The organism is Pedobacter paludisoli, from assembly GCF_052344095.1.
Classification (GTDB): Bacteria; Bacteroidota; Bacteroidia; order Sphingobacteriales; family Sphingobacteriaceae; genus Pedobacter.
In genome coordinates this window covers 4,546,676-4,569,210 of record NZ_CP179926.1, presented here as the reverse complement: position 1 = coordinate 4,569,210, position 22,535 = coordinate 4,546,676, and the positions used below count along the sequence as shown (strand labels likewise).

General features: G+C 38.1%; 19 protein-coding genes and 1 pseudogene. 12 read left to right on the top strand and 8 right to left on the bottom strand.

Going from position 1 to position 22,535, the window contains the following annotated elements:
• Positions 1 to 253: 253 nt before the first annotated feature.
• On the top strand, positions 254 to 976 hold the full coding sequence (locus ACJVDK_RS18795; protein ID WP_443938202.1) for a DUF3667 domain-containing protein: 723 nt from the start codon (positions 254 to 256) through the stop codon (positions 974 to 976).
• A 10-nt stretch (positions 977 to 986) separates the two neighbouring features.
• Here the strand turns inward: ACJVDK_RS18795 and ACJVDK_RS18790 are convergent, their stop codons facing one another.
• Together ACJVDK_RS18790 and ACJVDK_RS18785 are read right to left on the bottom strand one after the other, a co-directional pair.
• Positions 987 to 2,030 carry a hypothetical protein gene (locus ACJVDK_RS18790; RefSeq protein WP_443938201.1) on the bottom strand — a complete coding sequence of 348 codons (1,044 nt, stop codon included), beginning with the start codon at positions 2,028 to 2,030 and terminating at the stop codon, positions 987 to 989.
• 63 nt (positions 2,031 to 2,093) lie between these two features.
• The gene (locus tag ACJVDK_RS18785; RefSeq protein WP_443938200.1) at positions 2,094 to 2,411 is read right to left on the bottom strand and encodes a hypothetical protein; all 318 of its coding nucleotides are present in this window, start codon (positions 2,409 to 2,411) and stop codon (positions 2,094 to 2,096) included.
• A gap of 213 nt (positions 2,412 to 2,624) precedes the next feature.
• Here ACJVDK_RS18785 and ACJVDK_RS18780 point away from each other — a divergent pair, with 213 nt between their 5' ends.
• The 10 genes and pseudogenes from ACJVDK_RS18780 (at position 2,625) to ACJVDK_RS18735 (ending at position 13,358) form a co-directional block, all read left to right on the top strand.
• A complete protein-coding gene (locus ACJVDK_RS18780; RefSeq protein WP_443938199.1) occupies positions 2,625 to 4,124 on the top strand; it encodes an alpha-L-fucosidase in 1,500 nt (499 codons plus the stop codon).
• A gap of 223 nt (positions 4,125 to 4,347) precedes the next feature.
• Positions 4,348 to 5,847 carry an alpha-L-fucosidase gene (locus tag ACJVDK_RS18775; protein WP_443938198.1) on the top strand — a complete coding sequence of 500 codons (1,500 nt, stop codon included), beginning with the start codon at positions 4,348 to 4,350 and terminating at the stop codon, positions 5,845 to 5,847.
• 32 nt (positions 5,848 to 5,879) lie between these two features.
• Entirely contained in the window at positions 5,880 to 6,116 is a 237-nt protein-coding gene (locus ACJVDK_RS18770; RefSeq protein ID WP_443938197.1) for a hypothetical protein, read from the top strand.
• Complete coding sequence (locus ACJVDK_RS18765) at positions 6,065 to 8,755, top strand: glycoside hydrolase family 20 zincin-like fold domain-containing protein (RefSeq protein ID WP_443938196.1); 2,691 nt, start codon at positions 6,065 to 6,067, stop codon at positions 8,753 to 8,755. The genes ACJVDK_RS18770 and ACJVDK_RS18765 overlap by 52 nt, the downstream gene beginning before the upstream one ends.
• A gap of 213 nt (positions 8,756 to 8,968) precedes the next feature.
• A pseudogene (locus tag ACJVDK_RS18760) lies at positions 8,969 to 9,310 on the top strand (SRPBCC domain-containing protein); the annotation flags it as partial.
• A 53-nt stretch (positions 9,311 to 9,363) separates the two neighbouring features.
• Complete coding sequence (locus ACJVDK_RS18755) at positions 9,364 to 10,374, top strand: zinc-binding alcohol dehydrogenase family protein (protein WP_443938195.1); 1,011 nt, start codon at positions 9,364 to 9,366, stop codon at positions 10,372 to 10,374.
• Positions 10,375 to 10,394: 20 nt separating this feature from the next.
• Entirely contained in the window at positions 10,395 to 10,769 is a 375-nt protein-coding gene (locus ACJVDK_RS18750) for an iron chaperone (protein ID WP_443938194.1), read from the top strand.
• 11 nt (positions 10,770 to 10,780) lie between these two features.
• Positions 10,781 to 11,215 carry an NAD(+)--rifampin ADP-ribosyltransferase gene (arr, locus tag ACJVDK_RS18745; RefSeq protein ID WP_443938193.1) on the top strand — a complete coding sequence of 145 codons (435 nt, stop codon included), beginning with the start codon at positions 10,781 to 10,783 and terminating at the stop codon, positions 11,213 to 11,215.
• 165 nt (positions 11,216 to 11,380) lie between these two features.
• Entirely contained in the window at positions 11,381 to 12,967 is a 1,587-nt protein-coding gene (locus ACJVDK_RS18740) for an ABC-F family ATP-binding cassette domain-containing protein (protein ID WP_443938192.1), read from the top strand.
• Between the two features lie 193 nt (positions 12,968 to 13,160).
• Positions 13,161 to 13,358, top strand: a complete 198-nt coding sequence (locus tag ACJVDK_RS18735; RefSeq protein WP_443938191.1) for a hypothetical protein — start codon at positions 13,161 to 13,163, stop codon at positions 13,356 to 13,358.
• Between the two features lie 9 nt (positions 13,359 to 13,367).
• Here the strand turns inward: ACJVDK_RS18735 and ACJVDK_RS18730 are convergent, their stop codons facing one another.
• The 5 genes from ACJVDK_RS18730 to ACJVDK_RS18710 all read right to left on the bottom strand — a co-directional run bounded on the left by ACJVDK_RS18730 (position 13,368) and on the right by ACJVDK_RS18710 (position 19,537).
• Positions 13,368 to 14,141: an alpha/beta hydrolase gene (locus ACJVDK_RS18730; RefSeq protein ID WP_443938190.1), complete on the bottom strand. Its 774-nt coding sequence runs from the start codon at positions 14,139 to 14,141 to the stop codon at positions 13,368 to 13,370.
• A 502-nt stretch (positions 14,142 to 14,643) separates the two neighbouring features.
• Positions 14,644 to 15,615 (bottom strand): PorP/SprF family type IX secretion system membrane protein, encoded by a 972-nt coding sequence (locus ACJVDK_RS18725; RefSeq protein ID WP_443938189.1) that lies wholly within the window; start codon positions 15,613 to 15,615, stop codon positions 14,644 to 14,646.
• A 10-nt stretch (positions 15,616 to 15,625) separates the two neighbouring features.
• A complete protein-coding gene (locus ACJVDK_RS18720) occupies positions 15,626 to 16,531 on the bottom strand; it encodes a gliding motility-associated C-terminal domain-containing protein (RefSeq protein ID WP_443938188.1) in 906 nt (301 codons plus the stop codon).
• A gap of 61 nt (positions 16,532 to 16,592) precedes the next feature.
• On the bottom strand, positions 16,593 to 17,309 hold the full coding sequence (locus ACJVDK_RS18715) for a hypothetical protein (RefSeq protein WP_443938187.1): 717 nt from the start codon (positions 17,307 to 17,309) through the stop codon (positions 16,593 to 16,595).
• A gap of 32 nt (positions 17,310 to 17,341) precedes the next feature.
• On the bottom strand, positions 17,342 to 19,537 hold the full coding sequence (locus ACJVDK_RS18710) for an Ig-like domain-containing protein (RefSeq protein WP_443938186.1): 2,196 nt from the start codon (positions 19,535 to 19,537) through the stop codon (positions 17,342 to 17,344).
• A gap of 715 nt (positions 19,538 to 20,252) precedes the next feature.
• On the opposite strand from ACJVDK_RS18710, the gene ACJVDK_RS18705 reads away from it, so the two are divergent.
• Positions 20,253 to 20,516, top strand: a complete 264-nt coding sequence (locus ACJVDK_RS18705) for a hypothetical protein (protein ID WP_443938185.1) — start codon at positions 20,253 to 20,255, stop codon at positions 20,514 to 20,516.
• Positions 20,517 to 20,550: 34 nt separating this feature from the next.
• Here the strand turns inward: ACJVDK_RS18705 and glgB are convergent, their stop codons facing one another.
• Positions 20,551 to 22,515 carry a 1,4-alpha-glucan branching protein GlgB gene (gene glgB, locus ACJVDK_RS18700; RefSeq protein ID WP_443938184.1) on the bottom strand — a complete coding sequence of 655 codons (1,965 nt, stop codon included), beginning with the start codon at positions 22,513 to 22,515 and terminating at the stop codon, positions 20,551 to 20,553.
• Positions 22,516 to 22,535 lie beyond the last annotated feature (20 nt).

Here is a 22,535-nt window from a genome sequence, read left to right as displayed (position 1 = left end):
ATTTGTTTACAGGATCAGAGCGATAATTTAGTGGATAACGGACTATCTATTCGCAATGGTGCAATCGGAAGAATCCATCAGCAGATTTTTGCACTAAAGTTAAAAAGAATTATCGAAATTGAACATTTAACACCAAGCTGCAGTAATGTTCACATAAATATACTAGTACCTTTATTATTATTCGATAGATTTGTATAAGATCAACTAAACTAAAAATTAGAAAACAACCTCCGAAACGAATTCAAATTAACGTATGGATAAAAACTGTAACAATTGCAACACGGCACTAGCAGGAAAATTTTGTTCTAATTGTGGGCAACCTGCAGAACTTAAAAGAATTGACGCACACTACATCAAACACGAAATTGAACATGTTCTCCATTTTGAAAAAGGAATCCTCTATACCATTAAAGAACTTTTTATACGGCCGGGTAAAAGTGTACGAGAGTTTTTAACAGACAATAGAAATAGATTGGTTAAACCCATCATTTTTATTATTATAACTTCCCTATTGTATTCGATTCTAACGCACTATTTCCATATTGAAGAACAGTATCTTCAACAAAATGGGTTTGAAAAATCTGCGATAGGAAAAATCATGACCTGGATTCAAGGCCATTACGGCTATGCAAATATTTTAATGGGCATATTCATCGCGTTTTTCATCAAACTATTCTTTAAAAAATATGATTTCAATCTGTATGAAATTATTATCCTCTTGTGTTTTACAATAGGAATAGGCATGCTCATTTTTGCTCTTTTCTCTATTCTAGAAGGAATCTTCCATGTAAAGATGATGCCAGTAGCAGGAATTTTAGCCATTTTATATATAACCTTCGCCATTGCCAATTTTTTTGACAAGAAAGACGTACGTAGTTACTTGAAGGCTTTGGCAGCGTATATTTTAGGTTGCATTTCTTTTTATATAGTCGTAATTATTATTGGCCTTGCGATCGATTTGCTGCTCAAGAAATGATAAACAGATATTACTTGTGACCTGAATACTTACCTTCTATTAACAAGCTAGTATTCATCAAAATAATATCTTCTGTTATTTTCTTTTCTATTTTTGCTTCGTATTCATAGGCCTTCATTTCTTTTCCAACACGATCCGCAACATCGATTAAGTTGTTGGAACGTGTTGGACTTTCACGAGAAAAAAATAGTGTATACAAATCAATAAAACTTTCTGTTACACTGGAGGTATAATCAGCCATTCGGCAGTCCAATAAACTGAAAAGAACTTCTAACGCATAAGAAACTTCTTGTAAATCGCTCATGGCTTTAATCTCTTCATAAAGTTCCGCAAACGAAATATTTAGCTGTTGTAATCCAAGGTACGTATAACGCAATGTTCCGGTTGAAGTTGAATTGGCTTCCCAATTCGGATTGAACAACATTTTCCTGAAATACGTTCTACCTTCATCCCCGCAAAGGGAAAATCCCAAAACCATCCCGGCATTACAATCGGTTGATGCGATGCTCTCCCCAGATTCGTACAATTCTTCAAGCAACGAACTGGGATTCGGAATTTTGCTGACCAGCGCAGGCACAAATTCCGAAAATAGATTTTTATGCAAACAATCCTCAATAGCTGTTTTAAGGGTGTCGATGTATTCAGAACAATCAAAATTTAACAAACACAAAACAGCATATTTTTGGAGGTAATAATCCGATTCTTGCAGCTGAAAGGCGTATTCAAAAGCAATGCTTTTGATTGGTTCGAACTTCAACACGCCTAATACTTCCAATAAGTAGGGGTCCGCACCTTCAACCAATTGATTATCGATAAAAACGCGTGAAAAAATTTTTTCAGCAAAAGAGTTATCGCCAAATTGAACAAACAGGGTTACTAAATCGCTGTAGCGAAAATCATCGAAATTATCCAAATACACGGGTAACAGAGCCAAAGCATCTTCCTTTGTCCCTAATTTTAGGATAGACTTCACATAAGAATCAACCACAGCAGCCTGCTGTTCTTTTTCATCACATGTTAAGTACGTTATCAGTGCTTGCGTTGATGGAATCATTTTGAAAATGGAAATTATAGCAATATTGATGTAGAATTTTGAATTTCTAATACACTTGAATGCTTATTCGTTATGCTGTGGAGTCCACATTCTTAAAAACTTGAAAGGTTTTGGATATTCCTCCCTTGGGCAAAAAGCTACACAAACTTCTTGATCATTCAACGCTGATTCCGTCAAAACCACTACATTCTCTTCGGCTTTTAATCTTTCAAACTCTGCGTCATTAACCAAACAAACCACCTTTTTAAATATTCCGTTTATCCATGTATTCATATCAGGGTTTGTCTCATACTTCTTATAACACGCTAAAGAAGCATGTGCAGCTATCACAGGAACAAGCTTATCAGGAATGGAGTCTTTCATCAGAATGTACATTTTCATAGGGAAAACAAGGTAAATAATTCGTTTATGGAACTCAATAATTAAGCGACGAATGTCGAAGTTAATTATTTTTTCTTTGTATTGACATCCCCTTTCTCGACAATTTTTGATACGTGTACACTTTGTAAAAATAATTACCTTAATTTGCAGCAACTAAAGATAGTTTACTCGCTAATCTAACTTAAATTTAGGAATCCTTATTCTTCTATTCACATGATGAAATTTAAAGCTTATCTCACAAGCTCCCTATTCCTGAGCTTGGGTGTTGTTTTGGTAAAAGCGCAGACCACCAAAGACAAAGAAACCGTGAAGGCGGAACATGGTATGATTAACATGGCCAATAACAAAACCGTCAATGCTCAAATACGTCCGAATACCTTGTGGTATCCCGAAGCCAAACTAGGTCTCTTCATTCACTGGGGAGTGTCTTCCGTAAAAAATCTGGATCTTTCCTGGCCCATGATTCCGGGAAGAGGCTTAGCCGGAAAAACGTTATCAGATGACGAAATTCAAGAAATTGTTACCAAAAAAGAATACAATCGATACACGGAACGACCAAACTTAACCCCTAATCAATATTGGGAAATGGCACGTGATTTTAATCCACAATCCTTCGAACCAGAAAAATGGATTAAAGAAGCCAAAAAAGCAGGCTTTACCTATGCGGTATTAACCGCCAGACACCACGAAGGTTTTTCACTTTGGCCTTCAGCCTACGGAAATTTTAACACCAAAACATATGGCGATGGCCAAGATTTCGTGAAAAAATTTGTTGATGCTTGCAGGAAGTATGGTTTAAAAGTAGGTTTATATTACTCGCCACCAGATTGGTATTTCGACAAAGAATTCATGAACTTTTTGTATTACAAGGCTGCTGCCTCGCAACCTAAAATTAAGCCTCTTGATGCAGACTTAAACCCAAGAACTACAAAAAAAACAGAGGAGGAACGTCAACAACATTATGCTGATTTTAAAACGTATATCCGTGGTCAAATAACTGAATTACTGACAAACTATGGTAAAATTGATTTATTATGGTTTGACGGACAGCCAAACATTCCCAATGGTGGTAAAGTAATGACCCGTGAAGAAATACTTCAGTTACAACCCGATATTGTGATTAACCCGCGCTTACACGGCAAAGGTGATTTTGTAACTTTTGAAAGAGAAGCCCCTACAAAACCGGCAGCTGGATGGGCCGAATTTTGCAACACTTGGACAACCAGCTGGACCAACAGCACAACCCTCCCATTTAAAGCGCCAGCTTATGTAGAAGGACAATTAGCGGCCATGAGTAGCTTAAACATGAATTACTTATTGGGCATTGGCCCTGATGCTACCGGCAAAATGTCTGATAAAGTGTATAAAAATCTAGCTATTTTACAAAAATGGATGGTCATAAACGGAGAAGCGATTAAAGGTACAAGTCCCTTGCCTGCTACTGAAATAGCCAGTGTTCCGGCAACCGCAAACAAAAACCTACGCTATTTGTTTTTAATCCCTAGTTTTGATAAAGATGGCGCATATCCTGAACAACAATTGCCTGCTAAGGACATGGAAATCACCCTCACTTGCCCGAACAAACCAAAATCAGTAAAAACACTAGAAAAAAACCAAGCTTTAACCTTTACCTATGCCAACGGAAAATTAACCATTTCATGCCCGGCAAACAAGCGTTCTACACAGGTAGATGTGGTAAAAGTGGTGTTTTAAATAAATCTTTCTCCCCAATTAAATTTACAATCATGGGTAACGAAGCAGTCCTTAAAAAAGATGGATTGCTTCGCTCCACCCAAAACGGTCAAGTTAACCTATTCCTTTTTCAGCAAAAATTTCCATACGTGTATGCTTTGTAGAAATAATTACTTTGACTCAATCAAAGAGAGTTTACTTGATAAATCCATTTTAAAATTAGCATCCTTATTCTTCCATCCATATGATAAAATTTAGAACTTTTCTCACAAGTTCCCTATTCATGGGCTTGAGCGTTATTTTCGTAAAAGCGCAGACCACCAAAGACAAAGAAACCGTCAAAGCGGAACATGGTATGATTAACATGGCCAATAACAATACGGTAAATACTAAAATACGTCCCAATACCTTGTGGTATCCCGAAGCCAAACTAGGTCTGTTCGTTTGTTGGGGAATCTCTTCGGTAAAAAATCTGGATCTTTCCTGGCCGATGATTCCTGGAAGAGGCTTGGCCGGAAAAACGTTGTCAGATGATGAAATTCAAGAAATTATTACTAAAAAAGAGTACAATCGATACACGGATCGACCAAACTTAACCCCTAATCAATACTGGGAAATGGCACGCGATTTTAATCCGCAATCGTTCGAACCAGAAAAATGGATTAAAGAAGCCAAAAAAGCAGGCTTTACCTACGCTGTTTTCACTGTCCGACACCACGAGGGTTTTTCACTTTGGCCTTCAGCCTACGGAAATTTTAACACCAAAACATATGGCGACGGCAAAGATTTCGTGAAATTATTTGTTGATGCTTGCCGGAAGTATGATTTAAAAGTAGGCTTATATTACTCGCCACCAGATTGGTATTTCGACCAAGGATTCATGAACTTTTTGTATTACAAGGCCGTTGCCTCGCAACCTAAAATTAAGTCCTTGGATGCCGATTTAAACCCGAGAACAACTCAAAAAACAGATGCTGAACGTCAACAACATTATGCAGATTTCAAAACCTACATCCGCGGTCAAATAACCGAATTACTGACAAACTATGGTAAAATTGATTTATTATGGTTTGACGGACAGCCAAGCATCCCCAATGGTGGAAAAGTGATGACCCGTGAAGAAATTCTACAAATACAACCCGATATTGTGATTAACCCGCGTTTACATGGTAAAGGTGATTTTGTAACGTTTGAAAGAGAAGCCCCTACAAAACCAGCAGCTGGATGGGGTGAATTTTGCAACACCTGGACAACTAGCTGGACCAACAGCACAACCCTACCATTTAAAGCTCCGGCATACGTGGAAGGACAATTAGCGGCCATGAGTAGCTTAAACATAAACTACTTATTGAGTATTGGTCCCGATGCGACCGGCAAAATGTCTGATAAGACATATAAAAATCTAGCTATTTTACAAGAATGGATGGTCGTAAATGGAGAAGCGATTAAAGAAACCACAGCTCTACCTGCTACTGAAGCGGCGAGTGTTCCGGCAACGGCAAACAAAAACCAACGCTATTTATTTTTAATCCCTGAGTTTGGTAAAGATGGTGCATATCCTGAACAACAATTGCCTGCTAAGGACATGGAAATTACCCTCACTTGCCCGAACAAACCAAAATCAGTAAAAATATTAGAAAAAAACCAAGCTTTAACCTTTGCCCATGCCAACGGAAAATTAACCATTTCATGCCCGGCAAACAAGCGTTCTACACAAGTAGATGTGGTAAAAGTGGTGTTTTAAATAAATCTTTCTCCCCAATTAAATTTACAATCATGGGTAACGAAGCAGTCCTTAAAAAAGATGGATTGCTTCGCTCCACCCAAAACGGCCAAGTTAACCTATCCCCTTTTCAGCAAGAATTTTCAACAAACAAAGAAATTTTACTAGTTGAACAATTAAATCGATTTACTAATTATTTTTTGTATTTTGTCTTCCATCAATACATTAGCCAATTAGCATGCTTAAAAAAATCTTTACTAGCACAATCTTTTCGCTATTTATCATCGTAACCTATGCGCAATTAAAATTAATTCCTACCCCGCAGCACCTAAACCTAAGCGATGCTCATTTTAACCTGAACAACAAAACGCAAATCGTTGCAAAGTCAGTCGATCTTTTCTGTATTGAGGAATTAAATGCCTGCATTAAAAAGGAATTGAATTTTGTACTTCCAATAGCCAAACGGGGGAAAAAAAACAGCATTGAATTCATTCAACTAAAATCGGATAAGCAAACACAAAAACTATTAAGCGAAAACAACTTCAGTAATCCCGAAAAAATGGGTACGGAAGGATACTTTTTAAAGATATCGCCACAAAAAATAAGCATTTATGCAAAGAACCAAACGGGTTTTTTCTATGGCATGCAAACGCTTAAACAAGTTATAAAAGCCAATCGTTCAGGAAATCAGTTACCAACCGTATCCATTTTTGATTACCCAAATATTGCTGTAAGAGCTTGGCAAGATGATATCAGCAGAGGACCTATTCCAAGCATGGACATGCTAAAAAAGCAAATCATGACCATGGCCGAATTTAAGCTTAATTATTTCTCGCTTTACATTGAACATGTGTTTAAGCTCAAAAAAGATCCTTCCATCGCTCCTGCGGATGGAATTACACAAGAACAAGTAGCAGAACTCAGCCAATTTGCTAAAAAATATCATATTGAACTGATTGGAAGTTATCAATCTTTTGGACACATGGCTAAAACCTTAGCCAATCCCAAATACGAATATTTGCGCGAAAACAACCACATTATATCTCCCGCATTTGAAGATTCCTATACCTTTTTGAAAGATGTTTATTCAGAAATTGTACCTGCTTTCAGTGGCGAATATTTTAATATCAATTGCGATGAAACATTCGGACTAGGCGAAGGGAAATCGAAAAAAATGATGGATAGCATAGGCCTGGGTGGAATTTATGCGTATCACATCAACCGACTGAACACCATCCTCACGCCCTTTAACAAAAAAATAATCATGTGGGGCGATATTGCAGTCAGTCATCCTGAAATCATCCCGCAGCTACCCAAAGACATCACAGTCATTCCTTGGGCCTACCAGCCTGCCGATAATTTTGACTATGCTATTAAACCCATTGCTGCGCAAGGACTCAATTTTTGGGTAGCTCCCGGCATCAACTGTTGGAGTAACATCTTCCCAAATTACGAGGCGGCCAAAACCAATATTTACAATTTTATTCGCGATGGTTATGCGCTAGGAGCCAAAGGTGTTTTTAACACTTCGTGGGACGATGGCGGCTTAAATTTCTTTGAAAACAACTGGCATGGATTTGTTTGGGGGGCTCAAAATAGTTGGAAAGCACCAAACAATCCCGGCAATTTAGACATCTCGAAGCAAGAAAAAGAAACGTTGTTTAACCAGTTTAATACTGCATATGATGCCCTATTTTATGGTTTAACGGCTGATTCCTTAACCAAAACAATGACCGCTTTCTCCAAATTGCATCAATCGGACGTTCGCGAAATTTTAAAAAACAATCGCCTCTTTGAACCTATTTTCCCCATTTACAAAGATTACATCGGTGAAAAACAAAAAACAAAAAACCTTGCGCTAAAAAACCAATTAGCAGCACTTGTAAATAACGTAAAAGCAATAGTACCGCGCGTTAAAGAAAATAAAATTACACTCGATTATCTTCTTTTTGCGATGAAAGAGGCCGATTTTACCTTGGATAAAAATCTTTTGCGCGTAGAAATCGATCAGTATTTAAACACCAAAAATCAAAATGATTCTGCTGTAACGGCTATCCAAACCAACACCGCTAATTTAATTGAACGCGCAAGACAACTTAAAACAGAATATGCGCGCTTATGGCATTTAGAAAACCGCGATTCATGGTTAGATGTGAACATGAAACAATATGATCAATTGATTCAAAGCCTCATCGACTTGGAAGGATATACCATCATCACACCATCTGAAAAACTTTATCCTAAAGGCCGTATGATTAGCATGCGCTCATTATTTGGAACTTTACCGGTTCATTATTCCTTGAATCAGGATACCGTAACATCCCAATCAAATTTATACACCAAGCCTATTTACATCAACAAAGATGTCCAAATCAAGGCGCGCGTCATCAAACAGGAGAAAGCCTATTCTATTTCAAAAGTCGATCTCATCTATCACAAAGCAATTGGAAAACTAGCTAAATTAAATTCAAACTATTCACCCTACCATCCAAGTTACGATGGCGGCGGAAAGTACGGTTTATTGGATGGTAAACTCGGTTCGGACAATGACATCAGAAGCGGTCTTTGGCAAGCCTATTCCGGTCAAGATATCAATATCGAATTGGATTTAGATTCCGTTCAAAACATCCATACATTCTCAATGGCTTTCTTCCAAAATACTACTTCATGGGTTATTTTGCCTAAAAAGGTAGAGATTTTTGCGAAAAAGAACCTTCAAGATGAATACACATTGGTACAAACCATTCAAAATACCATCGCACCTGAAGTTAAAGGCAATTTAAGACACCCATTCGAAGCCTCATTTAAAAACCTCAAAACACGGTATATTAAAGTAGTAGCGCAATACTATGGTAAGCTTCCAGAATGGCACCCGGCAGGATCAAAATTCGATTGCATGACCTTTGCCGATGAAATCATTTTAAAATAGCAGCTTGCTGAAAAGACAATATTGCTTATTTTTATCTTGCCCCTGCAACACAGTAATGGTTGCAGGGGTTAACTTTTTTTTAAAAATACGGCAGATGACAACTGAAATACTCCAAACCACACCCGAAAGCGAAATCGTGAATACACGAGTTTTAATGTTCCAAGAGAACTTCTCTTTCGTGCTTGGTCTGACCCCGAACACTTAAAAAATTGGTGGGGACCTAAAGGCTTTAGCAATAGCTTTCATGAATTTGATTTTCGCGTAGGCGGAAAATGGAGCTTCACTATGCATGGGCCTGATACAGGTAACTACCCCAATGAATGCGAATTTATTAAAATTGAAGCACCCGCTTTAATTGCTTGGAAACGACATTCAAAGCCGCTTTTCCAGATTTTAGCCACCTTCGATTCCTTAACCGAAAGCCAAACCAAACTAACCTTCAAAATGTTGTTTGAAACCGCTGAAGCGTGTGCAAAACTTAGACCCTATGTGGTGGACAAAAATGAAGAGAACTTTGACCGTCTGGAGACAGAATTAACGAAAATGATGTCGTAAATAATCCTATTTTTATACGCAATACACATATCCATCTATTAAAAAACCTTACTATGAAAGCCGTTGGATTTAAAACTTCGAAACCTCTTACTGATACAGACTGTTTTATTGACTTTGAACTGGAGATACCGCATCCGCAGGGAAAAGATCTCTTGGTAAAAATTGATGCTATCTCGGTTAATCCGGTTGATTATAAAGTTCGCCAGAGCAGTTTAAAAGACCAACAACAAGAGCAGCCAAAAATAATTGGCTGGGATGCAGTAGGCACGGTTGAAGCCATAGGCGATCAGGTTACACTTTTTAAAAAAGGTGATAAAGTTTTTTATGCCGGCGATCTTACCCGTAGTGGAAGCAATCAGGAATATCAATTGGTGGATGAACGCATAGTTGGCTTTGCACCCAATATCCCGGTAGATGCTGCCGCTGCTGTGCCTTTAACCGCGCTAACAGCCTACGAAATTTTAGCCGATCGAATGCGCTTACATCCTGAGAAAGACAAAGGTAAATCCATTCTCATTATCGGTGGAGCTGGTGGCGTAGGTTCCATCGCCATACAAATTGCCAAAAAGATTTTTGGGTTAACCACCTTGGCAACCGCTTCGCGCCCGGATTCTGTAGATTGGTGCAAAAAAATGGGCGCCGATCATGTTGTTAATCATGCCAATTTAGTGCACAATGTGAAAGAAATTGGTTTTCAAAACATTGATTTTATCCTCGATTTTGTCGATTTAAATCAATATTGGGAGGCCATCGTCGAACTTATTAAACCGCAAGGACAAATCGGTACCATCAGCGACCCTACACAGCCTGTGAACATCCGCCAGTTAAAAAGCAAAAGCGCAAGTTTGCATTGGGAATTGATGTTTACCCGATCGATGTTTCAAACCGATGACATGATTGAACAGCACCATATTTTAAATAAAATGGCAAATTGGTTGAATGACAACACACTGCAATCTACTGTAAACACCATTTTAAAAGGCTTATCAGCTGAAAATTTAAAGGCTGCTCACCAACAATTAGAATCAGGTAGCACCATCGGTAAACTGGTTATTACGTTTTAATTTCAGAAATAACGCGTATTATGGAAACGAAACAAGCATTTAAATCGGTTGATGAATATATCGAAACATTCCCCGTCCAGGTTCAGCTAATTTTACAAGAAATACGCAAAGCGATAAAAAACGCGGCACCGGAGGCTGCTGAGAGTATTTCGTACGGAATGCCGGCTTATAAAACGCATGGCAAAGCCTTGGTTTATTTTGCCGGATACAAAAAACACATTGGTTTCTACGCCACTCCTACCGGACACCAAGAATTCGCCCAAGAGCTTTCCCATTACAAACAAGGAAAGGGTTCTGTTCAATTTCCGTTGAACCAAGCCATGCCTTTTGAACTGATAAAACAAATTGTGCACTTTCGTGCACGGGAAAACGAATCGAAATACGCATCTAAATAAACGGGATACCAATGGACACCACACAGCAAGGATTGCATGCAACGCCATTTGCACAAACGTATTTTCACGGGACCAAAGCTGATTTACGCATGGGCGATTTCATTTCACCAGGCTTTAACTCCAATTATGGTCAACAAAAAATCGCTGCATATATCTTTTTATCGGCTACCTTAGATGCTGCCATTTGGGGTGCAGAACTTGCATTAGGTGATGGAAAAGAAAGAATTTACCTGGTTGAACCTTGTGGCAAAATAGAAGATGACCCGGATTTAACGGATAAGAAATTTCCTGGCAACCCAAGCAAATCGTATCGATCGGTACATCCCTTTCGCGTGGTTGGCGAAATTACGGTTTGGGAAAGCCATCCAGCCGAGCAAATTGCCAACATGAAAGCAGCCTTGGAAAAACTAAAAGCAGCTAGCATTGATTCTTTAAATGATCAATAACCTAGTGCTGTAATAATCTGTTTGAGCCATTCAAAAAATAGTGTTATCTTTGTAAGCAAATCATTTAGTGTAAATAAACATGTAAAATCCCAGTTCTTTCAAGCAAAATAAGACCGGCAAAATCAATCGATTGGCCGCATTGTTTAATCTTTAGCGAAAGAAATCATGTTACATTTACACAACCTTTCATACATACACCCTAACGGGGATTTAGTATTTAGCACCCTTCATTTAGCGCTTGATAAACACGAAAAAATTGCGTTAATTGGCAACAACGGAGTAGGAAAATCTACTTTATTAAAACTCGTTGCACAAGAATTACTCCCTTCAGAAGGCTTCATAAGTCTGGAGGCCGAACCCTACTATGTGCCCCAGATTTTCGGGCAATACAATCATTTAACCATCTCAGAAGCCTTGGGCATTGCTGAAAAAATAAACGCCCTAACGGAAATTTTACAAGGAAATACAGCCGAAGAAAATTTCACAGCTCTTAACGATGATTGGACCATTCAGGAACGCAGCGCAGAAGCCCTCGATTTTTGGGGACTGGCTCATTTCGATTTATCCACGCAGATGAGCAGCTTAAGTGGCGGACAAAAAACAAAAGTTTTTCTAGCGGGGATGAACATCCATCAACCCAGGTTAATCCTATTGGACGAGCCCAGTAACCATCTGGATTTAGAAGGAAGAGCTATGCTGTACGCCTACATTCAAGCGAGCAAAAGTGCCATGATTTTGGTTAGCCACGATTTAAAATTGCTCAACATTTTAAACAAAGTTTGCGAGTTAAACAAACAGGAAATCAAGGTGTATGGTGGCAATTTCGATTTTTACCGCAGCCAAAAGAAAATCGAAAACATGGCTTTAAACAAGGATATCCAACATCAAGAGAAGTCCCTACGCAAAGCGAAAGAAAAGGAAAGAGAAACCCTTGAGCGACAACAAAAGACGGATAGTCGAGGAAAAGGGAAACAAGAGAAAGCAGGTGTTGCAAGAATTATGATGAACACGTTACGCAACAAAGCAGAAAACAGTACATCAAAGCTTAAAAACCTCCACAACGAAAAAATAGAGAACCTTAATCAAAAACTTCAAAACCTGCGTTCAGACCTTCCCGACGTTGACAAAATGAAATTCGGATTCAGTCCTTCGCGTTTGCACACAGGAAAAATATTGGCTCAGGCTAAAGCTATTAACATTCGTTACGGCGATAATTACCTCTGGAAAGAACCTTTAAGTTTTCAAATTCTTAGCGGCGAAAGAATCGTTTTAAAAGGCAAAAATGGTGCTGGCAAAACCAGCTTAATTCAATTAATTTTAGGAAAAACCATTGTTCAATTCGGTAGCTTGAAGCTTGCGGAAAACAAATCCGTTTATGTAGACCAAGATTATTCTTTGCTCCAAGCGGATCTTACGGTGTACCAACAAGCTCAACAATTTAACAACTCAGCTTTGCAAGAACACGAGGTTAAAATTCGCCTCAATCGTTTTTTATTTGGCAAAGAAACCTGGGATAAACCTTGCATGCGCTTAAGTGGTGGTGAACGCATGCGTTTAATGCTGTGTTGCCTTACCATGAGCACACAAGCACCAGATTTAATTGTATTGGATGAACCCACCAATAACCTCGATATACAGAACATCGAGATATTAATTTCCGCTATAAATGAATACACAGGAACTTTAATTGTGGTTTCGCACGATGAAGCTTTTTTAGCACAAATCAACATTAATCGAACCCTAGAACTTTAAAAAACTGGTTTATAGATTCTTAATAAAAGATGTGTTTTAACAGAATTTATGGTGCAACTACTATTTCTCACGAGGGGAAAATTATCGTCATGATTTAGCCCTTGCCAATTTAATGCGACCTATTATTCTTTTATTTGAGAACAATTTGGTATATTCGAAAATACAAAGACCTGTAAATCAAATAAATATAATCATGAAAAATAAAGCAGGAACCATCACTGGATTTGTACTAGGTGCAGTCCTCAGTTTTTTAGGCATAGCGGTTTTGTCATATTTACATCCTGAAGAAGATCTTGCAGGCATAACCATTGGAACAGTTTTAATAGCCGGTGTATTTTCTGCAATTTTAGGCTCAAAAATTCAAAACACATTCCTAAAAAACAAATATTAAATCAAGCAGCTACGGCAACTTTTCGTACCAATCCACGATATACTCCGCCACCTTTTCCCAACCAGGTTCACCACAAATAAAGTGGCTTTTATCCGGAAAGATTTTTGTGTCTACGCTACTATTTTCATGCGTATAGCTGTTCGCAATCTTACGGGTTAACTCTGCGGGGAAAATGGTGTCTTTTCCTCCACCAACAAACAAAAGTGGCGCGTGTGCTTTTTTAAAATCGATTGCTGAAAAACTATTAAGCAGCAACTGTCGACTTACTTTAAAACTTTCGGGAACCGCGAACTTTAAAAAATTCTTTTTCCTTTCAGCAGGAGGTAATGTATTGAAGAAAGCAGCATTATACCAACTTTCGGAGCCCATAAAATACTTCTTGAAAGAAAAAAAACCGAACGCACCAAGTACCGTTTTAATGGTTTGAAAAGGAGGAAAAACATTCTTGGGTGGTGCTCCATCAATACTTACCCCGGCAACTGCTTTATCCAGTTCAATTAATTTCATCACGGCCATTCCAGCCATTGAATGCCCAATAATCAACGGTTTTTCGGGTAAGCCATCAATTAACTTAACGAGGTTTTCGACCACCTCTACAAAACCTGTTTCTATTAAATAGGGAGAAACTTCAGTGCGTAGGGCTGTAGGATTTCCTTCGTGACCGGGATTGGCAGGCGTATGCACTGTATATCCCTTTTCTTCATAAAAACTTTTCCAAGCATTCCAAGTAAGATTATTCACAAAATTTCCGTGAATAAGCACAATCGTTTTAGTTTTTGACATCGTTTTGCGTTATAATTAAATTTAGATTAACTAGAAAATGCTCGTCAAAATATTCTTGCGTGAGAAACAACTCAAATATCTCACATAAAGATACTAACCAAACCGAAATAAAACAACTGAAATACAACTAGTTAAATAAAAAAAAATAAAAATAGCGCAACACATCTTCAAAAAAACACATTATTTAGTTTCCAAGCCAAAAAAACAACTCTATCAAACCCTTTTACCCACAAAAACACACTTATACTATGATTTTAGTGAAAAAAATCAATGTATCCACCAAAAAAAAGAAGCACTATCGAAACAACAGCCTGTTTTTACGCATGTATTGCTCTCAAACATCTATACAACTTTCCAGTATCCTGTTTATCCTTCCACATGTATTGCTAAATGCACTTGCTGGAGACTATTCCTTTACCTTCACGGGTTATCCTTCCAGTATAATTTGTTCGAAACTGAAATCCTGTTGTAGATTGTGCAGTATATTGTTTTTAATAAAATTTTAAAAATAACATTTTGGTCTTCTGCTTTTTGCAGTATTGAGGTAATATCCAATAGATACTTCATGGGAGCCATAATCGGATGAACCTAACTTACTCAAATTATAATCGTAGCCATAGCCGATCCTTAAATTCTTTTGGATAAAGAATTCGGCAATAAAGCCCACTGCACTTTTAGTTGTTAAATCGGGCTGTAAATTAGCTTTGGGATATAGCTTAAGGGAACTTCGGTAAACCGCACCAAAGCCCAAACGTTCGCGAAGAAGAAAATAGGTATTTAAATCAATTGAGGTTGGTCCACCTAAATCATCCTTTATCAAAAAGGATGGTTTTAAGATCAAATCTTCATTCAATGGAAGTGCCAATCCAGCGGTTAAATACAGGTGGGGTTTGCTTGTAATGCTTAAAAGAAGATTTTCTTTAAATACCGAAAGGTATTGCGACAATAAGTTATTGATCGAAAATCCTATAAAAAACTTTTCGTTGGAATAGTGTATCCCTACCCTAATATCAGGCACAGTTCTCGACTCGGTTGAAGCTGAAATACGTGCATCGCCAGATTCGATTGGGTTTAATAAGCTTCCGTTTACACTCATTTGCATCACACCTAAACCCATACCAAAGGCTAACACATTGGTTTCTGTTTGATCAAGTTTAATGCGGTAAGCCAAATTACCTGAAAAATTGAGGGTACTTTGGGCTCCAATCTTATCTTTCGATACCAAAAGGCCAATGCCAAGAGCTTCATCATCAATCGCCTCATCAACTGAAATGGATAACGTTTGTGGCGCCCCTTTTACGCCGGTCCATTGCGACCTTGCGAACACCTGCATATAAAGTTCTTCTTTATAGCCCGCGTATGCCGGATTTAAAAACAATCCGTTAAAAACGTATTGGCCAAATTGTGCGTTCTGTTGAGCAGAAGCTCCTAGAAAGTTTACGAAACACACGAAAAAAATCAAAATCCTTTTCATAACCACTCCTTTATCTTGTAACCGTAACATATCCTTTAAATTCTTTCCATTCTCCCGAATGGTTTTTCAGCCTTAAAACATAGAAATAGGTCCCATCTGATAAGCCATTTGCTGTCCAATCATTTAAATAGCCATCTTTTTCGTATACAGAACTTCCCCACCTATTTACAACCACTAATTTATTTTCAGGGTAATTTGCTAGTTGGCCTATAAAAAATACATCATTCTTACCATCGCCATTGGGTGTAAAAACATTTGGAATGGTTATGCCTACAATATCTTTACTATCACTAGAAGTATTATTCGCTAAATTCGGATCTGCTTCATCGCTCGTTACAGTAGCAATGTTTATCACTCTTTCAGCCCGAATTGCTTTTACACGAATAACCAATTCTAAAAACTGCTTGTTGGCTAAGCTGGCAATATTCCACAAAACGGTTCGCTTATTTTCATTGTAACTCGTTATTCCAGAAGCTGGTGTTTCTATCGCAACCAAAACCAAATTATCAGGCAACACATCTTTTACCTGTAAATTACTAGCAGTCTCAACACCATTATTTCGCACCAGCAAAGTATAAGTAAACTCCTCGTTATCTAGCACTTGTCTGGTTTCGGACTGCTTAACAATCGAAACATCGGCCGAGGTTAATGGCTGGGCAGTTAGAACTACAACATCATCGGATATCTCCGAGATACAACCTCCTGAACTAAAAGATAAAACGGAATAGGTTCCAACACTTGACACCAAATAAACGCGAGAAGTAGCACCATTAATTGGTTCGCCATTCTTAAACCATTGATAAAAATTCGCACCCGTTCCAGTTGCCTGTATCTTAATACTCGTTGATGGTTTTAAGTTGATAGTAGTTAAACTAGAGGATTGGGCAAAGCAGGTTGATAACCTAAAAAATAGCAAGGCAAAAAAAATAAATATCTTTAGTTTATTGAACACCCCTTAACCCTTAATTAATTATGATTTATGGAACAATGCTGATGCTTGGTTTACCTGGTTTGTCGCTTAACTTAATTGTTGCGTTTGCTGTAGCTGTACAAGACGAACCAATTAACGTGGTGGATCCAGTATTGTAGGTAGCAGTAGCCGTAAATACATAGGTTGCCGCAGCCGTATTGTTTGCCATGGTAAATACATTTGAACTTGAACTACCAATATCGGCGATTGTGCCTACCGCTACCCCATCTTTTGTAGCAGACCAAGAATAATCGAGACTTACCCCTGATGGTAATGTTATGCCAGCCCCCAATGTGGCAGTAACCGTTGCCGATGAAGCATTTGATGTACAATATTCGTTAGCAGAATTTGCAGCAGTGATTGCTAATGTTGGCAATTTATACAAATTGGTTGCATCCGAAGCATCGCTCGGACACAAATTTGAATTTGCAGGGGTAACGACAACTGAATAAGTATGATTATCAACAGCTAGAGAACTTCCGTTTACAGTAAATTCTGCATCTGCAGCTACTGCATAGGTTATGGCAGGCTGGGCAGTTCCATCTACAGTCCACACAATTTTATCGCCTGCAACCAAAGTATAACCCGTTGGTGCGGCCTTTAATTTAGCTGTAGAAGTTCCACATAAATATGCATTAACTGTTTGAGCAAATACGCCTAGTGGTAAAAGCATCATTAAAAGTGCAAAGGCACTCATTTTGAGATTAACAATAACTGTTTTCATAATTTTATTAAGTTGAAATCGTTTTTTTCTTTTTATTGAATTGAAATAATTGGTTTATGCGGTACATTTCTTACCCGAAAGCTAAAGGGTATTTCCTGTTCACAACCCAAAGCATTTTTGAGCGTTAAAACTCCTGCATAAACTGCCGGAGGTGTATTTGAAGGAATTGTTAACGAAATTGAATTAGCAGGCAAGGCCTGTTCAGAAACAGCCGGTAATGCATTTCCTACCCAAGCAATATTGTAAAGTGTAGGACTGTTGATTGCGTTTGAGTATGGTAAAGTGGTGGTAGCTTGGCCTTCACAAATTCCTAAATCAGGCCCTAATGTTAAATTGGGTTGCGGATTAACCGCGATGGTAAAGCCGATTGTTTTACCGCAATAAGTACCATCAGAGGCTACAGTATACTGAATTGTTACGTTTCCACCACTAAGCGCCATAACCTTTCCGGTTGCATCAACCGTAGCTATGGTTGCATCCGAAGTAGTCCAAATCCCACCTGAGTAACTGTTGCTTACTGTTTGATTGGTACCCGCGCACATCGTATTTGCTCCTACTATGGCTGGTACGGTGGCATAGGGTTTAACAAGCACCGTTACACTTTGTAATCCACCTGCATTTTTACAACCAGTAACACTGTTTATGGCCTCTACATAAAACGATGTATTTGAAGTTAAAGCGGCACTGGTATAACTTGTACCCGAATGAATAATTGTGCCTCCTAAAGAACTAGTGTACCAGTTATACGTAAAAGCCGCATCAGGCGAGGCAACGCTCAACGTGGCAGTTGAGCCTGCACAAATCGTTACGTTGGCAACCGATACGGTTGGCAAGGCATTTACCTTAAGTTTTACAGGTACTGTTTCGGCAGATTTGGTACAAAAATTACGACTGGCATGAATGTAAAAAGTATAATCACCTACTGCCAATGTATTACCCGTTGTATAACTTGCTCCTGTAGCAAGTAAATTTCCTCCTGTTTCAGCATCGAACCAATTGTAGGTGGTGCATGCTTGGGGGTTTTGAATCGTAAATTGGGTAGTATTTCCGTAGCATATACTTCGGTTATCTTCGGCTGCAATCCCCGTTTTTACTGAGGGAACAACCATCTTCCTGCTGATATCGAAAATATCTATCGAACTCAGTACACCCGCCAAACCTCCGGTTGTTATTTCAATCCGATCGTACGCATTATTTACGGGAAAGGTTAACTTGTATTTATTGGTACTTCCGTTTAATAAATTTAAGCTAAGGAAAGTTCCCGCATTGCTAAAAGCTGGTCCTGCTTTTGTAGCTCCTAAATACGGTTGTATAACAAATCCTGTCAATAAACTTAAATCTAATAATCCACCACCTGTTTTCCCTAAAATAATGTTTACAGAATCGCCGGCAACCGATTGTTTACTAAAAACGGGGGTTAAATAGGTTTTATTTAATACCGAAACTCCAATATTTAACCTTGCAAAAGAATTTTCACTACCATCTACAGCATTAAAAGGATTATCTACGCTGGCTGTGGTATTTAATACACCCCCTACTACAGAAGGCTGAACACCCGACAAAACGTCTATTATTTCATCGCAATTACTCACTGTTGAAACCTCTTCCATAATATAGGCATGAAAAACTTGAACAGACAAGTCAACGGAAAGTAGATTTCCTTTTACTTTCACATAAACTCCATTATATAACTCTGTTGGCGTTAATGTAATTTCCATTTCTCCTGCCCCACTCACTACCCCTGCTATATTACTACTGTTGTATAAAGCAGTAGTTGTTGCGTTATATCCATCGTAGTGCCCTAAACCTGCAGTTGGCCAATATTCACTTACGTGTTGCAAGTTTGTAAAGGTTCCAATTTCTAATCCACTTAATAAACTAAGCACTTCGGTTGGTAACGAAATTTTTAACGTTACTGGCTTGCTTATGGGCAAATTACGCGGACTTCCGCCTGAAGTAAATTGTAAAAATTGAGTTGTAGAAGCCAAGCCAATTAAACCCAGCTCCACGCTTAAGGTAGAAGCTTTACTCACATCCCCATCAGCAGCATTGCTAGCATTGCTAATACTGCCAGCAAAAAACGGAATGCCAAGTGCTCCTAATCCCTCTCTAAAACTTGCTTGAGTATCGGCATACGTACGTTTGGTATTGTCGCATTGGCCATACAAAAATACTGGTACAAGAAATAAAATAAGGCCCGAAAACGAAAAGATGAGCTTCTTTCTCACGTTAATTCAATATAGAGATGAGCGTTAATAATTTATTTGTTGCTCAAATGTAGAGGTCTTGTTGGGGTGTTTAGCCGTTCAATTTATTCATTAAACTCATTCTTCAAAAAAGATCTTGCCATTTTATTCAGTTTTGTGCTTGATGCATTTTCAGCAACAAATCATGAGATAAGCCCCAGTGAAACTCAATCATTTTAGCTTTTTTTTATGCGATTTTAACTATTAAATAGACCCACATTTTTTTAAGAAAATCCCCCACGAGACTATTGTTTAAAATTGGAAAGCAAACCAAAAAGAACTACAAATACATTTTCATGGAAGAAAAGAGTGACACTGAAAAGACAGGTTAATGAAGCGGTTAAAAAAGGACTTTCATTAAGAACAAAAAGTAATTACAACTAAACACGCCAAGATTAATATCCCAAATTGTACCCTAGAAACAAATTTCTTGACAAAATCAAATAAACCCTAAAAAAAAATATATTTTTAAAATCCAAAGGATTATTTATTACGTATATGTTCTTAACTAACAAATAACTAAATAACGAACATTTCTAAACAGGGAAATTTTAGGTCATTTTTATTTAAAATGGATTCTAAAATATTTAGCAACCTGCAGAAATACAACACAAACAAACCTATTGACAATTATCAACAAATAAGCAGAAATCACTTTATTTTGTCTTATTAAATTGATAAAAAATTAAATTTGTGTATGAAAAAGATAGAGCAAGTTCTATTACTCAATACCTTTTTAACGAAGGCTAAGCTTCTTAGAGGATACGGTGACATGGACTCATACTATTTAGCAAACCAACTTAGAAACTTCGAACAAACGACCAATACCCCATTTAAAGATCAAAAAATTGATGTATTGATTGAAGAAATGGCATCGCCAAATACTTGGGATCTTGCCAAACAAAATTTCATTAATACGATTGAATCACTGTTAAACGAAATACAAAATAATTACCAATAAATAAAGGAACTGTCTATCCCTTTATATAGCGAGGTTAGTTTGCTTTAAAAACTGTTACAGACAATGCGGGTAATGTAACCTGAATTGAAAAGCGCTGATTATTGCAACCTACCTCGCTACTTTTTATCCCGCCAGCATTTAAGATTCCACTTCCATAAAATTCTGTGGCATCCGAATTAAAAATTTCTTTCCATTCTTTTTCAAACGGCACGCCAATTTGGTATCCTGAACGAACAACCGGCGTAAAATTTAACGCGATAACTAAAGTATCTTGAGCTTTTGGTCCTTTACGCATATACACAAATATTGATTCATTTGCATTGTTAGCGTCAATCCACTCAAATCCTTCGTAGCTAAAGTTGAAATGATGCAAAGCCGGTTCTTTTCTCAAAAGAAAATTCAACGCTTTTACGGTTTCTTGCATGCCCTTGTGGGGTGCATATTCCAACAAATGCCAGTTTAAAGATTCGGTAAAATTCCATTCAGCAGTATCGCCAAATTCGCAACCCATGAAAAGGAGTTTAGCACCGGGGTGGGTAAACATATAACCATAGAGCGCTCTGAGGTTGGCAAATTTTTGCCATTCATCGCCTGGCATTTTGTAAATCATAGGCGATTTACCATGTACCACTTCGTCGTGCGAAAAGGGTAACATAAAATTCTCGGTAAAAGCATAGGTCATGCTAAAACTCAATTGATTTTGGTAATTTTTTCTTTCGATGGGATCCACTTTAAAATATTTCAGCGTATCGTTCATCCAACCCATCATCCATTTCATCCCAAAGCCCAAACCACCCGCAAACACCGGGCGTGTTACACCATCAAAAGTGCTACTTTCTTCGGCAATGGTTTGTACCCCTTTAAAATTTCCATAAAGCGTTTCATTTAGGTCTTTTAGAAACTGAATGGCTCCTAAATTTTCTGTCCCTCCGTGTTCATTTAAGCCAAATTGGCCTTCTGTACGTGAAAAATCAAAATACAGCATTGAGGCAACTGCATCTACGCGTAATCCATCAGCATGGTATTGCTCTATCCAAAAAATAGCGTTACTAATTAAAAATGAGCGTACTTCATTTCGATCATAATTAAATATATACGACTTCCAATCGGGATGAAAGCCCTTACGCATATCAGAATGTTCGTATAAATGTGTTCCATCAAACTCATACAAGCCATGTCGATCTCCCGGGAAATGCGAGGGTACCCAATCTAAAATGACCGCAATATTTGCCTGATGCAAGGCCTCAATTAAATACATCAAATCTTGCGGAGACCCATACCGAGAGCTAGCGGCAAAATAGCCCGTAATTTGATATCCCCAGCTGGGATAAAAAGGATATTCCATGACAGGCAAAAACTCTACATGGGTGAATCCCATCTCCTGAATGTAGGGCACTAGTGTTTTTGCAATTTCACGGCAATTCAATACACGCTCTGGATTACCAGGATCTCTTTGCCATGACCCCAAGTGCAATTCATAAACGGATATGGGTTGATCCAAAGCGTTTATTTTTTCGCGCTTTTTTAACCAGGTTTTGTCTTTCCATTTGTAATCGGTATCCCAAACGATTGATGCAGTTTGTGGTGGGTGCTCCCATCGTCTGGCAAAAGGATCACCTTTTTCATGCTCAGATTCATCGAAACCCTTTACAAAATATTTATAGACTTCGCCCTTCCCAACATGTGGGATAAAACCTTCCCAAATACCTGATTTATCCCATCTTTTGTATAAAATATGGGTACTGCGATTCCAATGATTAAAATTTCCAACCACACTTACCTTGCTTGCGTTTGGTGCCCAAACAGCAAAATAAACACCCGAAGCTTCCTCAATGGTTACCAAATGAGCACCCATTTTTTCGTACAAACGAAAATGTTTCCCCAACAGAAAAAGATCGATATCAAAATCTGTAAACAGGGAATAAACCCAAACTGCTTGACTTTTATCGATTGAGGCTACTGTGGGTTTATGCGTGGTAATGCTCTTTTTTGAGGACATGGCTTTAATTGGTTAGACGG